13 protein-coding genes, 1 tRNA gene, 2 pseudogenes and 1 riboswitch are annotated in these 14,999 nt (G+C 71.7%); of the genes and pseudogenes, 10 read left to right on the top strand and 6 right to left on the bottom strand.

Annotated elements, in window-relative coordinates; translation table 11 throughout:
* Nucleotides 1-116: 116 nt before the first annotated feature.
* A complete protein-coding gene (locus tag KG111_RS12300; RefSeq protein ID WP_162851524.1) occupies nt 117-275 on the bottom strand; it encodes a DUF5679 domain-containing protein in 159 nt (52 codons plus the stop codon).
* 139 nt (nt 276-414) lie between these two features.
* Between KG111_RS12300 and KG111_RS12295 the strand changes: the two genes are divergently transcribed.
* The 3 genes from KG111_RS12295 to KG111_RS12285 all read left to right on the top strand — a co-directional run bounded on the left by KG111_RS12295 (nt 415) and on the right by KG111_RS12285 (nt 3,408).
* On the top strand, nt 415-1,236 hold the full coding sequence (locus tag KG111_RS12295; protein WP_205292855.1) for an enoyl-CoA hydratase/isomerase family protein: 822 nt from the start codon (nt 415-417) through the stop codon (nt 1,234-1,236).
* A gap of 414 nt (nt 1,237-1,650) precedes the next feature.
* A complete protein-coding gene (locus KG111_RS12290; protein ID WP_249666112.1) occupies nt 1,651-2,718 on the top strand; it encodes a PHP domain-containing protein in 1,068 nt (355 codons plus the stop codon).
* 120 nt (nt 2,719-2,838) lie between these two features.
* Nucleotides 2,839-3,408 carry a M48 metallopeptidase family protein gene (locus KG111_RS12285; protein ID WP_205292857.1) on the top strand — a complete coding sequence of 190 codons (570 nt, stop codon included), beginning with the start codon at nt 2,839-2,841 and terminating at the stop codon, nt 3,406-3,408.
* Nucleotides 3,409-3,456: 48 nt separating this feature from the next.
* Here the strand turns inward: KG111_RS12285 and KG111_RS12280 are convergent, their stop codons facing one another.
* Nucleotides 3,457-4,050 carry an NUDIX hydrolase gene (locus tag KG111_RS12280; protein ID WP_249666111.1) on the bottom strand — a complete coding sequence of 198 codons (594 nt, stop codon included), beginning with the start codon at nt 4,048-4,050 and terminating at the stop codon, nt 3,457-3,459.
* A complete protein-coding gene (locus KG111_RS12275; protein WP_205292858.1) occupies nt 4,047-5,507 on the bottom strand; it encodes a zinc-dependent metalloprotease in 1,461 nt (486 codons plus the stop codon). Before KG111_RS12275 ends, KG111_RS12280 begins: the two co-directional genes overlap by 4 nt.
* A gap of 231 nt (nt 5,508-5,738) precedes the next feature.
* Between KG111_RS12275 and KG111_RS12270 the strand changes: the two genes are divergently transcribed.
* The 7 genes from KG111_RS12270 to KG111_RS12240 all read left to right on the top strand — a co-directional run bounded on the left by KG111_RS12270 (nt 5,739) and on the right by KG111_RS12240 (nt 12,139).
* The gene (locus KG111_RS12270; RefSeq protein ID WP_205292859.1) at nt 5,739-6,167 is read left to right on the top strand and encodes a molybdenum cofactor biosynthesis protein MoaE; all 429 of its coding nucleotides are present in this window, start codon (nt 5,739-5,741) and stop codon (nt 6,165-6,167) included.
* Nucleotides 6,168-6,222: 55 nt separating this feature from the next.
* Complete coding sequence (locus KG111_RS12265) at nt 6,223-6,546, top strand: hypothetical protein (RefSeq protein WP_205292860.1); 324 nt, start codon at nt 6,223-6,225, stop codon at nt 6,544-6,546.
* 57 nt (nt 6,547-6,603) lie between these two features.
* Nucleotides 6,604-7,641 (top strand): YlbL family protein, encoded by a 1,038-nt coding sequence (locus KG111_RS12260; RefSeq protein ID WP_205292861.1) that lies wholly within the window; start codon nt 6,604-6,606, stop codon nt 7,639-7,641.
* A 75-nt stretch (nt 7,642-7,716) separates the two neighbouring features.
* Complete coding sequence (locus KG111_RS12255) at nt 7,717-8,295, top strand: PPA1309 family protein (RefSeq protein WP_205292862.1); 579 nt, start codon at nt 7,717-7,719, stop codon at nt 8,293-8,295.
* Nucleotides 8,288-11,230, top strand: a complete 2,943-nt coding sequence (locus KG111_RS12250) for a UPF0182 family membrane protein (RefSeq protein WP_205292863.1) — start codon at nt 8,288-8,290, stop codon at nt 11,228-11,230. The genes KG111_RS12255 and KG111_RS12250 overlap by 8 nt, the downstream gene beginning before the upstream one ends.
* Nucleotides 11,231-11,369: 139 nt before the next feature.
* Nucleotides 11,370-11,984 (top strand): trimeric intracellular cation channel family protein, encoded by a 615-nt coding sequence (locus tag KG111_RS12245; protein WP_307820576.1) that lies wholly within the window; start codon nt 11,370-11,372, stop codon nt 11,982-11,984.
* 81 nt (nt 11,985-12,065) lie between these two features.
* A tRNA-Met gene (locus KG111_RS12240) sits at nt 12,066-12,139 on the top strand.
* A 255-nt stretch (nt 12,140-12,394) separates the two neighbouring features.
* Here the strand turns inward: KG111_RS12240 and KG111_RS18325 are convergent.
* The 3 genes and pseudogenes from KG111_RS18325 to KG111_RS12230 form a co-directional block, all read right to left on the bottom strand.
* Nucleotides 12,395-12,523 (bottom strand): annotated as a pseudogene (locus KG111_RS18325) (transposase); the annotation flags it as partial.
* A gap of 102 nt (nt 12,524-12,625) precedes the next feature.
* Nucleotides 12,626-12,921, bottom strand: a pseudogene (locus tag KG111_RS18515) (transposase); the annotation flags it as partial.
* A gap of 629 nt (nt 12,922-13,550) precedes the next feature.
* Nucleotides 13,551-14,618, bottom strand: coding sequence for a hypothetical protein (locus tag KG111_RS12230; RefSeq protein ID WP_205293094.1), 1,068 nt, complete (start codon nt 14,616-14,618; stop codon nt 13,551-13,553).
* A gap of 77 nt (nt 14,619-14,695) precedes the next feature.
* A riboswitch (cobalamin riboswitch) is annotated at nt 14,696-14,837 on the bottom strand.
* Nucleotides 14,838-14,999: the final 162 nt, after the last annotated feature.

Genomic DNA, 14,999 nt, shown 5'->3' with positions numbered 1-14,999 from the left:
GCGGGACCGGTCCTGCGGTGGCTCTCCACAGGCACCGGACAGGTGAAAAACGGCCGCGGGCGGCTCCACCGAGGTGGAGCCGCCCGCGACAGTCGGACGCAGGTACTGAGTCTCGCTCAGGCCTTGCCGAGGATGCGGTTGAGGTTGGTGCCGCACTCGGGGCAGACGGCCTTGGCCATCCGGGTGCCCTTGTCGTTGACCTTGACCTCGCCCTCGGCCTCACGCTTGGCCTTGCACTTCACGCAGTAGAACTCGCCGCTCCAGGTCTCCGCCATGACGGCCTCCTTGCTAGTCGATCGTTCGTTCGGTCGTCGCGACGGGGACGATGGGGAAGCCCGTCGAGGGTCGGAGACGCCTCCGGACCGTCCTCGACCATACGGCACACCACCTCCCCGCCGCAGTACCGTGCCCCGCATGTCTGCATCGGCCACGAATCCGCCGCCCCCGCCCGAGCTGTCACACCTGCGTCTGGAGCGCCCCGCCGCGGGCGTCGCACTGCTCGTCCTGGATCAGCCGGACAAGCGCAACGCGATGAGCGAGGAGATGACCGCGTCCTGGGTCGCGGCCATCGACCACCTCGCCGCCGACCCCACCCTGAGGGTCCTGGTCGTCACCGGTGAGGGGCGTGCGTTCACCTCGGGCGGCGACCTGTCCTGGCTGGCCTCGGAGCCCGACGCCTCGGTCGACGAGCTGCGGGCCCGCATGCTGCCGTTCTACCGCGCCTGGCTGTCGGTGCGCCGGCTCGAGGTGCCCACCATCGCCGCCGTCAACGGGCCCGCGATCGGAGCCGGGCTGTGCCTCGCTCTCGCCTGCGACATCCGGTACGCCGCCCGCGGCGCACGGATGGGCGTGCCGTTCACGAGCCTGGGGATCCACCCCGGGATGGCCGGCACCTACCTGCTGCCGGAGGTGGTGGGTCCCGCCGCCTCCCGGGACCTGTTCCTCACCGGCCGCCTGGTCGACGCCGACGAGGCGCTCGCGCTCGGCCTGGTGTCTCGGGTGCTCGAGCCCGAGGACTTCCTGGCCGGCGTGCTGCACACCGCCACGCAGGTCGCGGCCACCGCCCCGATCGCCTCCCGCCTCACCAAGGTGGCGCTGCAGCGCCCGCACGCGAGCCTCGAGGCCGCCCTGGAGTGGGAGGCCCTCGCCCAGCCGGTCACCCTCGCCACGGCCGACCTGCAGGAGGGCATCGCGGCCGCCCAGCAGAAGCGGAGCCCGCTCTTCACCGGCCGCTGACGGGCACCAAGAGGGGCCGGAGAAGACGAGAGACCCCCGGGCCGCGTTGCCCCTCGCTTGCCTTCCCCTTGCGAGCGAGGTGCTGCGGCCCGAGGGCCTCGTCTGAGGCAGACGCTAGGCAACCGGGCGGACCGCGGTCAATCCATCTGCCTCAACGGCTGTGGACGAACCTGTGGAAGACCCTGGGGAGGAGTGGGATTTCCCGTGGAGGGGCGGGGGAGAACCGTGCATCCGCTGTGGAGGAACTGCTCGCCCGCCGCGGGCTTCTCGGGGGTCGTAGGGTCGGTGGACGTCGGTTGACCAGCGCGGATGCCGCCCACAGGATTCTCCACTGCCTGTGGAGAACAATCTCCCGGAACCGTTTCCGAGAGCCGGCGGCGTGTCGCGCCCGACACGCCGAGAGAAGGAGCACGAGTGGGTCAGCAGTACACCGGCACCCCGGTCGCGGCGCTGCGCCGGATCGCGTTCCTGCTCGAGCGTGGTCGGGCGGACAGCTACAAGGTGAAGGCCTACCGCAAGGCCGCCGCGGCGATCCTGCCCCTGGGCGAGGACGAGGTACGACGCCGCGCCGGGGCCGGCACGCTGGCCGAGCTGCCCGGGGTCGGCGCCAGCACCGCCCAGGTGATCGCGCAGGCCGTGCGTGGCGAGGTGCCGGAGCGGCTGGCGGCGGTGGAGGCCGAGCACGGCGGCCCGCTGACCGCCGACGGCGCCGGCACCGCGCTGCGGGCCCGGCTGCGCGGGGACCTGCACTCGCACTCGGACTGGTCCGACGGTGGCTCGCCCATCGAGGAGATGGCGATGACCGCCATCGAGCTGGGCCACGACTACCTCGTGCTGACCGACCACTCGCCGCGCCTGAAGGTCGCCCGTGGGTTGTCCGCGGAGCGGCTGGCCCGCCAGCTGGACGTGGTCGCCGCGGTCAACGAGCACCTCGGTGGCCACCTCGATGGCCACCCCGATGAGACTGGCTTCCGGCTGCTGCGGGGCATCGAGGTCGACATACTCGACGACGGCTCCCTGGACCAGTCCGAGGAGATGCTCGCCCGGCTCGACGTACGGGTGGCCAGCGTGCACTCCAAGCTGGCGATGGAGCCCGAGGCGCTGACCCGGCGGATGGTCGCGGCCGTGCGCAACCCCTTCACCAACGTGCTGGGGCACTGCACCGGCCGGTTGGTGACCGGCGCCCGCGGGACCCGGCCCGAGTCGCGGTTCGACGCCCGCGCGGTCTTCGAGGCGTGCGCCGAGGAGGGGGTGGCGGTCGAGATCAACTCCCGGCCCGAACGCCGCGACCCGCCGACCCGGCTGCTCGAGCTGGCCCGCGACATCGGTTGCCTGTTCTCCATCGACAGCGACGCCCATGCCCCCGGCCAGCTCGACTACCCGCTGCTGGGGTGCGAGCGGGCCGAGGCCGCGGGCATCGACGCCGAGCGCATCGTCAACACCTGGCCGGCTGAGCGGCTGCTGGAGTGGGCCACGCCGTGACCTGGGCGTGAGTGGCGCCGGCCCGCCGGGTGTTCGGGTTCGTTCGGCGCCCGCCCCGGGTGACCCCGGGTGTGACCAACGTCCCACCGCGCGGCGCGCGATGGCCCTAGGGTCAAAGGCATGACCTCACGGACCCCGCCTCGGGTGGAGATCCGCCGCTCCGCCCGGCGGCGCCGTACGGTCACCGCCTACCGCGAGGGCACCACGATCGTCGTGCTGATGCCCGCCGACCTCACCGGGGCCGAGGAGCGGGCCTGGGTCAGCAAAATGGTCGCCCGGATCGAGCGGCGCGAGCTGCGCGACGCCGGCCCGCGCCGGTGGAGCGACGCGGAGCTGATGACGCGTGCCCAGCGCCTCAGCGACGACTACCTGGGCGGGCTCGCGGTTCCCGACTCGGTGCGCTGGGTCGCCAACCAGCGTTCCCGTTGGGGATCGTGCACGCCGAGCAACCGCAGCATCCGGCTCTCGGAGCGGCTGCAGCGGATGCCGGAGTGGGTCATCGACTACGTGCTCGTGCACGAGCTGGCCCACCTGATCGAGCCGCACCACAACGACCGGTTCTGGGGGTGGGTGGCGCACTATCCCGAGGCGGACAAGGCGAAGGGCTACCTGGCCGGCTGGTCGGACGGCGCCCGGATCCCCAGGCCGCCGTCCGACGACCTGTTCCCGCTCGCCGACGACGTCGACTGACGAGGGCGGCGACTGAAGCGATCAGCTGAAACGGTCGGTTGAGGCGGCTCAGCAAAGCAGGTCGCGCGCCGCGGCGATCAGCGCGAGCATGCTCGGCTCGAGCTCGGGCAGACCGTCCAACGGCCACCACCGCAGCGCCAGCGACTCCTCGCTGGTGACCTCCACGGCGTCCGGTCCGGCCAGCGCGGCGTAGCGCACGTCCAGGTGGCTCACGCCGCCACGAGGGTCGCAGAACGGCACGACGTGCACGTCCAGCTGCAGCGGCACCGGGTGGAAGGCCAGCTCGGCGATGCCCGACTCCTCACGCGCCTCGCGCAGCGCCACCGAGGACAGGGTCGGGTCCCCGGGCTCCGCGTGCCCGCCGAAGGCGAACCAACGCCGCGCCTTGCGGTGCAGGTTGAGCAGCACCCGGGTGCCGTCCGCGGCCAGCACGATGGTGCCCGCCGTCAGGTGATCGGGGTACGACGAGCGCCACATGCCGTCCGGTGTCGACTCCAGGTGCGCGACGAACCGCTGCCGCAGCGCCTCCTGACCCGCGTCGGTGGCCTCCCAGGCGCGCAGCGTCGTCAGTGCGTCCGCGTGCAGGCCCGGCCCGGCCGGCGCGGCAGGGGGCACCGCCGCGCCGTCGTGCGCCAGGCTCACCCCTGCGGGCCGTCGGGGCCGCCGGAGCCGTCGGAGTCCTCGGTGCTGCCGTCGGGGCCGTCCTGGGAGCCGTCGGAGTCCTCCGGATCGCCGGCAGCGGGGCCACCCTCGAGCAGCTTGCGCAGCTCGGCGTCGAAGTCGTCCTCGGAGAGCTCCGCCGGGGCCGTGGCGTCGGCGCGGAACGACAGCGGGTCGTCCAGGTCGGCCGCGGTGGGCAGCAGGTCGGGGTGCATCCACACGCCGTCGCGGGCCTCGTCGCCGGCGCGGGTGCGCAGGCCGCCCCACAGGGTGGAGGCGTCGCGCAGCCGACGCGGGCGCAGCTCGAGGCCGACGAGCGCGGCGAAGGTCTGCTCGGCCGGACCGCCGGCGGCCCGGCGACGTCGTACCGCCTCGCGAAGCTTGGTTGCGGCCGGCATCCGGTCCCGGGTGGCCTGCCCCACGACCTCGTCGACCCAGCCCTCGACGAGAGCCAGGGCGATCTCCAGCCGGGACAGGGCGGCGGTCTGGGCCTCGGTGCGCGGCGGGTCGAACAGGCCGCCCTCGAGCAGGCTCTGCATCGACTCCAGGTTGGTGGGGTCGATGTTGCGCAGCTGCTCCTGCATCCGCTCCTGCATCTGCTGGGCGTTGATCTCCAGCCCGCGGGCGTAGTCGGTGACGGCGCCGATGAGGTGCTCGCGCAGCCACGGCACGTGCGCGAAGAGCCGCTGGTGGGCGGCCTCGCGCAGCGCCAGGTAGAGCACGACGTCGTCCTCGCCGACGTCGAGCCCCTCGGCGAACGCCTGCACGTTGCTGAGCACCATCGCCGCCTTGCCGGGCGCGCCCAGCGGCAGGCCGATGTCGGAGGCGGTGAGCACCTCGCCGGCGAGCCCGCCGAGCGCCTGGCCGATCTGCATGGCCAGCATGCCGCCGACCGCCTGGCCGATGAGGCCGACGAGCGGCCCGGCCGCGGCGCGCATCTCCTCGGGCAGCCCGGCGGAGAGGCTGGTCACCGACCGCGCGGCGACGGGCTCCACGAGGACCTTCCACACCGGCTGCGTCTCGACGAGCCACTCCGCGCGGCTCCACACCGCGGTGGTGGTGACCCCGGAGGGGAACTCGGTGGCGGCGTCGAGCCAGTGGTCGGCCAGCCGGACCGCGTCGGCGAACCGGTCCGCGTCACGGGAGCCGGGGGTGGGGTCCGGTTTCGTCGCGATCTCGCGGCGGGCGATGTCGTCGGCGGCCTTCCAGTTCAGCGGGCCGTCGTAGGGCTGCATCAGCGACTGCAGCTGGGCCAGGAAGTCCATGCCGCCGGGGCCACCGGGGCCGCCCGGACCACCGAAGCCGCCGAGCGCGCCGAGGCCGCCGGGCAGGCCGGCGCCGCCGAACGCGCCGCCCAGGGAGTCGAAGAGGTGCTCGAACGGGGTGCCCTTGAACGGGTTCGGCTGGTCGTCGCCAGGCTCGCCCGGGTTGTTCGTCATGCTCCGAATCTACGCCGTTCGGCCAACCGGGCGGATCCCGGCCGGGACCCAGGGAGCGGTCCGCGCCGCCCGCCCACCGCCGTGTCCGGCCACGTGCCCGGCGCAGTGCCTGGCGCGGTGTCCGGCGCAGTGCCTGGCGCGGTGTCCGGCGCAGTGCCTGGCGCGGTGTCCGGCGCAGTGCCTGGCGCGGTGTCCGGCGCGGGGTGCGCCGCAGCGTCCTAGAGTGCCCCCATGACCCATCCCGCGGTGCGCGCCGTCGCCATCTCGGACCGGCCGCTGTCGGTCACCGAGGTCCTGGACAGCCTCGACGACCCGGCGTCCGGCGGGCTCGTGCTCTTCGTGGGCCGGGTCCGCGACCACGACGGGGGCAAGGGCGTGGTGGGCCTGTCGTACTCGGCCCACCCCAGCGCGCTGCAGCGCCTCGAGGAGGTCTGCGAGCGGGTCGGCACCGAGCACGACGTCACCGGCGTCGCGGCGGTGCACCGCGTCGGCGACCTCGACATCGGTGACCTGGCGGTCGTCGTCGCCACCACCGCCGGGCACCGCGGCTCCTCCTTCGACGCCAGTCGGGCGCTCATCGACACCCTCAAGGCCGAGGTGCCGATCTGGAAGCACCAGCGGTTCGCCGACGGCACCGAGGAGTGGGTCGGCGCTCCCTAGCTCGACCGGGCGTGTCCTCACCCATCGACCGTCGTGGTCGACCTACCCTCGCGGTGTGGAGATCCTGCTCTGGCTGCTGCCGGCCGCCGCCCTGACCCTCGCCTCGATGGCGTGGGTGGCGTGGTGGGGCCGCGAGAGCCGCACAGCGATTACCCACGAGAGCCGCGAGGAGGCCGCCCGCCGCCTCGGCGAGGCGCTGTCCCGCGAGCCGCGCTCCAAGCCGGGCTACGCCGCACCGCGACCGGCGCCGCAACGCGCCTCCGGCGTGGCCGTGCGCACCTCCCGGATGCGTCCGGTGGTCATCCCAGGCTCGGTCGAGGGCGCCGAGGCCCGCGACGCCGGGGCCCGGGACGCCGCCGACGGCCGGCGCGCCTCCTGACCCCGCGCCCTGACCTGGGCGCCGGGGCCGTTGGCCGGGTCTGAGAAGGTAGGCGCCATGAACCAGCGCCTGATCGCCGCGTGCATCGCGGGGCCGTTGGTGCTGATCCTGGGCGGCGTCGCGCTGGCCGTGCCGCTGCCGTACGCCTCCTACAGCCCGGGGCCGACCTTCGACATCCTCGGCAAGGACTCCGACAACGCCGAGCTGATCCAGGTCGACGGCCACAAGGCGTACTACGACGACGGCCAGATCCGGTTCACCACTGTGGTCGCCTCCGGGTACGGCGAGAAGCTCTCCCTCGGCGAGGCCATGTCGCGCTGGTTGGACCCCGACAAGGCGATCGTGCCGTACGACCTCGTGCACCCGCCGGACTCCACCGCCGAGCAGGAGGAGGCCGAGGGCGCGATCCAGATGTCGACCTCCCAGGACACCGCGAAGGCGGTCGCCCTCGCCGAGATCGGCACCAAGGTGCCCACCGCGGTGCGCGTGGCCGCGGTGGAGGAGGACGGTCCGGCGCAGGGACGCCTGCTGCCCGGCGACATCTTCAAGGAGGTCGACGGCGAGCCGGTGACCAAGCCCGCCGACGTCGTCGACGCCGTCGCCAAGCACGCCGACGGCAGCCTGGTCGAGTTCAAGATCCTGCGCGACGGGCGCCAGCTCACGGTCCGGGTCAAGCCGGAGGTCGAGGACGACAAGCCGCGGGTCGGGGTCTCGGTGGGGCTGGGCTATGAGTTCCCCTTCGAGATCAAGCTGCGGGTGGACCCCAACGTCGGTGGCCCCAGTGCCGGGCTCATGTTCGCGCTCGCCATCTACGACACGCTGACGCCGGGCTCGCTCACCGGCGGCGCCACCGTGGCCGGCACCGGCGAGATCACCGCCGACGGCTCCGTGCGGCCCATCGGCGGCATCCAGCAGAAGATCGCCGGCGCCGAGGAGGCCGGCGCGGAGCTGTTCTTGGTGCCGCCGGCCAACTGCGGCGACGTCGAAGGGCTCGGCCCCGACCTGCGCCTGGTCAAGGTCACCACCGTGCACGATGCCCGGCTCGCGCTGGAGACCTGGACCAAGGACCCCGAGGCGGAGCTCCCCGCCTGCTGAGCCCACCGCCCGCGTTGCGTCAGAATCTGACGCAGGACCCACCCCGCTGCCGACCGAGACGAGCAACGAAGCCCCATGGACTACGAGCTGGATGTCGACCTGGCCCTCGCGGCCGCCGTACTCGAGGTGGAGAAGCACGTGGCCTCCGCCGGCTGGGACCAGCCGGCGCGGCTCTACGCGCTCGTGGACACCGCGCACATCGTCGAGACCCAGCCTGAGCTGGCGGCCCAGCTCGGGCTGGACTCGCCGCGTGAGCGCGGCTCGCTCACCCCGATCGAGCAGGACGAGCTGCCCGAGGGCATGGAGCTCGAGGAGGCGCTGCTCAGCATCGCCTGGCCCGAGGTCATCATCGGCTGCGTCGCGGTGGTGGAGCGGCTGGTGCTGCCGCCGGCCGCCGAGGGCGACGTGCCCGAGGACCCCTACGCGGCCCAGGAATTCGCGCGCGAGCACCCCGACGCGCAGGATGTTCGTATCGTCGCCGGCGCGGTGCGCTCGGGTGCGACGTACTGCGCTCTGCGCACACGCAGCAACGACGACGACAGCTCGGTGATGGGCGGGGTCGACATCGTCCCCGGTCTGCTCGAGCTGGTGCGAGGCACCTTGCAGGACGACGAGATCGTGGAGGACGAGACCGTGGGCGGCGACGATGAGTGACCTGTTCGACGAAGAGCCGGCCCGGCCCGCACCGGAGCGGCCGGGACGTCGTGCCAAGGCGCTGGTGATCACCGGCGTCGTGCTGGTGGTCGGCTTCTTCCTGCTCACCGCGTTCGCGTCGATCTACACCGACCGGCTGTGGTTCAAGGAGGTCGGCTACGGCAGCGTGTTCAGCACCATGCTGTGGACCCGGGTGGGTCTCTTCGTGGTGTTCGCGCTGCTCATGGGCGGTGTGGTCGCGCTCAACATGTACTTGGCCTACCGATACCGGCCGCTGTTCCGGATGCCCGGCGTGGACGGCAGCGTCGACCGGTACCGCGACGCGGTCACCCCCATCCGCGGGTGGCTGCTCGGCGGCGTCGCCGCCGTCATCGGCATCTTCGCCGGCACCTCCGCGATCGGGCACTGGCGCCAGTTCCTGATGTGGCGCAACGCCGAGTCGTTCGGCGACAAGGACGCCTACTTCAAGAAGGACATCGGCTTCTACGTCTTCGAGCTGCCGTGGTGGAACTACCTGGTCGACTTCGCGATGGCGGCCGCGATCGTGTCGCTGATCGCCGCCGCGGTCGTGCACTACCTGTACGGCGGCATCCGGCTGCAGCAGTCCCGCGACCGGCTCTCCGGCGCCGCGCAGGTGCAGCTGTCCGTGCTGGTCGGCACCTTCGTGCTCGCCAAGTCCGTGGACTACTTCCTCGGCCGCTACGACCTGGTCACCCAGGACCACCGGCTGTTCACCGGCATGAACTTCACCGCCGAGAACGCGGTGCTGCCCGCGCGCAACATCCTGGTCGCGGTCGCGCTGATCTGCGCGCTGTTGTTCTTCCTCAACGTGTGGCGCCGCACCTGGCAGCTGCCGTCGGTGGGCCTCGCGCTGCTCGCCCTGTCCGCCGTCCTGCTCGGCATGATCTGGCCCGCCATCGTGCAGAACTTCCAGGTCAAGCCGTCGGAGGCCGACAAGGAGAACAGCTACATCAAGGCCAACATCGACGCCACGCGCACGGCATACGGTCTGGACTCCGTGGAGAGCGCCCCCTACCAGGGGATCCCGAGCGGCGAGCCCACCCGCGAGCAGGGCGCCAGCGTGCTTGGCCAGCTCACCAACGTGCCGGTCGTCGACCCGCTGCAGGTGCGCGAGACCTTCCAGCAGCGCCAGCAGGTGCGGGCCTACTACTCGGTGCCCGAGGTGCTGGACGTGGACCGCTACACGATCAACGGCGAGGAGGTCCCGCTGGTGCTCGGCGTGCGGGAGCTCGACCAGTCCGGGATCAACGCCTCGGACCAGAACTGGTCGAACCTGCACACCGTCTACACCCACGGTGAGGGCCTGATCGCCGCCTACGCCAACCGGATCTCGCCGAGCGAGGTCAACGGGCGCATCGTGTGGGCCGAGGGCATCGCCGGCGAGGGCACCGAGGGCGGCAAGGCGCTCACCGAGCGCGAGGAGTTCGAGACCCGCGTCTACTACGGCGAGTCGAGCCCGACGTACTCCGTCGTGGGCAAGGCCAGCGCGGACTCCGACCACGTCGAGCTCGGCTTGGCCGACACCGACAGCGACGAGGGCGACCAGCGCACGACGTACGACGGCAAGGGCGGGGTGCCGGTCGGCAGCACCTTCAACCAGCTCATGTACGCCATCAAGTTCGGCGAGCCGAACTTCCTGCTCTCGGGCCGGGTCAACGAGAACTCCAAGGTGCTCTACAACCGCAACCCGGTCGAGCGGCTCGAGCGGGTCGCGCCCTGGCTGACCGTCGACGGCGACCCCTACCCGGCGGTCGTCGACGGCAAGATCCAGTGGATCATCGACGGCTACACCACCACCGACCGCTACCCGAACTCCCAGCGGGAGTCCTTCGACGACATGATCGACGACTCCCTGCAGCAGGAGACCGGGCTGCAGACGCTGCCCACCGACGAGATCAACTACATGCGCTCGGCGGTGAAGGCGACGGTCGATGCCTACGACGGCACGGTCACCGTCTACGAGTGGGACACCGAGGACCCCATCCTCAAGACGTGGATGAAGGTCTTCCCCGACGTGGTCAAGGCCAAGTCGGAGATCCCCGACCAGCTCATGGAGCACCTGCGCTACCCCGAGGACATGTTCAAGGTGCAGCGCTACCAGCTCGCCAAGTACCACGTCACGAACGCCGGTGAGTTCTACCAGGCCAACAACCGCTGGGAGGTCCCGGAGGACCCGAACGCGGCGCGCCCGGTGTTCCAGCCGCCGTACCGGCTGTTCTCGACCGGGGTGGACAACACCAACGACTGGTCGCTGACCTCGGTGTTCGTGCCGCGCGGCAAGGGGACGCTGGCGTCGTACCTGCAGGTGAACTCGGACGCGACGTCGGAGAACTTCGGCAAGCTGCGGCTGCTGGAGATGACCGACGCCAACGCGCCGGGCCCGGGCCAGGTCGCCAACCAGATGCAGCAGGACGACAAGGTGGTCGACGCGCTGACCGCCTATCGGGTGCAGGGCGCCACGCCGCCGAGGTTCGGCAACCTGCTCACGCTGCCGGTCGACGGTGGGCTGATCTACATCCAGCCCGTCTACGCGGTGCGCACCACCGGCGCCTCGGCGTTCCCGATCCTGCAGTACGTCATCGTCAAGTACGGCGAGAGCGTCGGCATCGAGCGCAACCTGCCGTTGGCGCTCGCCGACGCCCTGGACGTCGACCTCGAGGGGGTCCCGGCGCCGGCGCCGGAGAACGAGGGCGGAGCCGAGGAGCCCGACGGTGAGGAGCCGCAGACCCCGGCGGAGCCGGTCAGCATCGACGAGCAGATCGCTGCGGCGCTGAAGGAGGCCGACGAGGCCTTCACCGCGGCGCAGGAGGCGCAGGCCGAAAACGACACCGCGGAGTGGGCAGCGCAGCTCGAGATCGCCGAGAAGGCCGTGCAGAAGGCTGTGAAGCTGGCCAACCAGCGCGACGCGCAGTAGCCGAAGCTCACGCCAGCTAGCACCGCGAGGCCGGCACCGGGTCCATGTGACCCGGTGCCGGCCTCGTCGCGTCCGAGGTCGTGCGCGCGCCGCGACCCGTCGGCTGGCCCGCGCGGGTGACAGGCGGGAGGATCGGGACGTGCTGCTGACCCTGGACCTGCTCGGCATCGTCGTCTTCGCGGTCTCCGGTGGCCTGCTGGCGGTGCGCAACCAGCTCGACATCGTCGGCGTGGTGGTGCTGGCCATGGTCACCGGGCTGGGCGGGGGAGTGATCCGCGACGTCATCATCGGTGCCGACCCCGCCGCGTTCGCCGACTGGCGCTACCTGCTGGCCCCCGCGGTCGCCGGCCTGGTCACGTTCCTGTGGCATCCCGCGGTCGGCCGGTTCGAACGCTCGATCAACGTGTTCGACGCCTTCGGGCTGGGCCTGTTCGCCGTCGCCGGCGCGGTCAAGGCGTACGACGCCGGGCTGGGCCTGCTCGCCTCTGCCGTCCTCGGGGCGGTGACCGCGGTCGGCGGCGGTGTGCTGCGCGACGTGCTGGCCGACCGGGTGCCCGTGGTGCTGCGAGACGGTGAGCTGTACGCCATCCCGGCGATCGCCGGCGCCACCGTGGCGGTACTGGGCAAGGAGCTCGACCTGGCGCCTGTGGTGGTCACCCTCACCGGTGCCGGACTGACCATCGGCTGGCGGCTGCTCGCCCTGCGCCGTGGCTGGGTGGCACCGCGTCCCCGCACCTCACCACCCCCGCCGTGACCGCCGCGCGACCGCCGTGGGGCAGAGAGGTACCCCGGATTTGGCGTCCCTGGGCGCGTCCCGTAATGTTCTCTTCACCGGCGCGGGGTGGAGCAGCTCGGTAGCTCGCTGGGCTCATAACCCAGAGGTCGCAGGTTCAAATCCTGCCCCCGCTACAAAAAACAAGGCCTGACCTGCGGAAACGCAGGTCAGGCCTTGTGGTTTTTCCGAGCAGGGCCCTCCAGCCCCCGTGCGAAGTCCCAGTTCCCGACTGCCTCTTCCCATCGCACGGCGCGCGACCTTCCGTTGCGCCATGACGTCCTGGCTGGACGCATCCGCTGTCCTTCGTGCCACGCGCGCCTGCGTGCTCTTGGTGCCTTGTGCGTCGACGTCCTGGGGCTTCGAGATCAACGCCCTCCCGCGGGCGGCGTTGGGAAGATGCCCACGACGCGGGAGCGGCGCTTGATCTCCTTGTTGACCCGCTCGAGCGGGTTGGTCGACCAGATCTTGCGCCAGTGCTCGCGTGGGAACGCGGTGAAGGCGAGGACTTCGACCTTGGCGTCGTCCATCAACGGACCCAGCTTGGGGAACCGGGCGGGGAGGTCGTCGCGGGTCTTGTCCTACGCCGCGTGGACGTCCTCGGGCGGTGGGCTGGGCGAAGATCATCCGGAACGCCGTCGCCACCAGTTCGGCCTGTCCCTTGGGGACGTGGGCCAGCAGGTTGCGGGGGTGTTGCGGACGTGGAGGTAGGTCGCATCCAGGTAGACGTAGGGGAACTTCACGTGATCCAGGGCGCGGGTGCGGAACGCGCCCACGGTCTCGTCGAGGTGGCGCAGATCCTGGAGACTTCGGACTCGCTGGTCCCGACCGCGCCCATTGCTTCGATCAGGTCGTCGACGCTGCGGGTGGAGGTGCCGTGGACCTAGGCCTCCATCACGACCGCGCACAACGCCTGGTCGCTGCGCTCATCCGGTGCGGCGCCGATGCGTTCGGTTGCTTCGAGCTCGATCAGCTCCTGCAGGGCGACACGGACCGAGTCACGGACCAAGTCGACACCATCACCGGCACGGAACGCCTCAAGGAGCTCGGACAGGGCAGACTGGGGCAAGGCCATCGGTGGACCTCTTCTTCGATGAGTGCTTGGCCGTACACGCCGAAGATCCCGCCGATGGCCGCCTACGTCTTCACGCCTCGCCGACAGCCCTCAAACCCCACCACTCCAGGGGACTCTCCTGCGTGGCGACGCGAACGGCGCACGCGAGCTGATGCACTCCTTCGGCGACGTAGCTGGCGTCCGGGGCACTGCTCCTCACCGAGCTCAGCCTCGGCCTCCTGCACCGCGAGACCGGCGAGTCTCTGGAGGCATGTGTGCGCCGGGTGTGCTTGGAGATGGATCCGCCCGGGCTGACGGGGCGCACCCCAGGGGCGCCACCAGACGTCGGTTGTGCCCGGTGCACGCGCGCGGCACTACTGGGGAACCTGGACGAATCCTCCGCGGGGCCGCGCGTTCGTGCGAGCCCTAGGCTCGCAACGCGGCATGTTGTGCGGGTGGGGCTCGACCGATCGGGCCCCACCCGCACGACGGGGTCAGCGGGTCACGCGCGCGGTCTTGGCGGAGGTGCGGACCGCCGAGGCATAGCCGGGCTTGGCGGCCCGGACCCGGACCGTGATGCGCCGGCCACGGTCCTTCGGCTTGATCACGTAGGTCTTCGCCTTTGCCTTGGCGATGGGCTTGCCGTTACGCAGCCACTGGTAGGTCAGCGTCACCTTCCCCGGGCCCCAGGGCGAGGTGACGGCCCGCAGCTTGCCGCCCACCTTGGCCCGGCCCTTCACGCGCGGCTTCACGGCCTTGAGGCGGCCGGCGCGCACCTTCGCGGTCGGTGCGGACTCCAGGGTGGTGGCGCGGTGGCCGGGCTTCGACCCGGTGACGGCGAGCGTGATGCGCGCCCCTCGGTCGGCCGCCTTCAGCCGGTACGACGCGCCCCGCGCGCCGGCGATGGGTGCCCCGTTGCGCTTCCACTGGCGGGCGAGGGTGGCGCCGTTGCTCCATGAGCCGAGCGCGGAGGTCAACGACTTGCCGACCAGCGCCTGGCCGGCGACCTTCGGGCGGGTGCCCGTGACCCCAGGGGTCTCGGGCACGGTGTCGGGCTCGGGCTCAGCAGGTGTACTGAACTGCGGCGTCGGGCGCGGGACGCTGGCCCAGTCCTGGCCGACGAGCCGGGCGCCGAATGCCTTGTTGAGGTTGGCGCCGTCGGTGACGATGCCGTGGTTCCCGGTGTCCCAGGGGCCGGGCACGGCCGCGCCGGAGAAGAGCCACCACATCGCGTCGCCGCTGTACTCCTCGACGCCCTCTATCGAGGTGATGTAGCCGCTGCGATCGGCCTTGACCTCGAGACCCACGGCCTGCAGGGCCGCGCCCCGGCTGTGCTCGGGAGTGCTCCTCACGACGCCGCCAACCAGGCAGCGGACCAGGAAACCTTCGGGCGGGACCGTCTCGGCGACCTCGTTGCCGAAGTCGACGACGACGCTGAGGCCCTCGTCCTTCTGGCACCAGCCGGTGCGCCAGTCGGCAGCGTGGGCCGGCGAGACCAGGCCCGGCAAGGTGCTGATGACGAGTGCGCCGACAGCGGCCAGCGCGGATTTCTTGAACTTCACGGAGACTCCGATTCCGGAGCAGGGGGAGCCGTCGCCGACATCGGCGCTGGCGACCAACTGCATTCCTCGACAGTGTGTGGACGGTCGTACGGCGCGAAGGCATTCCGACTTCGACGGCACTCGGCGCGTCGTCACGGCTGCGGGTCAGTGCCGGACTCTCACCGGCTTCCCCCTCGTCGCTGTGGGCCGGAGAGTACGTCAGGCCGTGCGGGGACGACCAGTTGTTGCCTCGGTGTCCGCGCTCACATGCATGCACGCGACGACTCGCGGCGGTGAGCATGCGGGTGGACCGCCCGCGTCGGATCCGAGTGGGTGTGCCACCATGACGCCGTCACACAGTGACGCATCCCCATCAGAGGAAGCCGGTGCGAATCCGGCGCT

It is taken from the genome of Nocardioides faecalis, assembly GCF_018388425.1.
Taxonomy (GTDB): Bacteria; Actinomycetota; Actinomycetes; order Propionibacteriales; family Nocardioidaceae; genus Nocardioides; species Nocardioides faecalis.
Note: the sequence above shows the minus strand (reverse complement) of the source record. Positions and strands in the feature narration are given on the sequence as shown.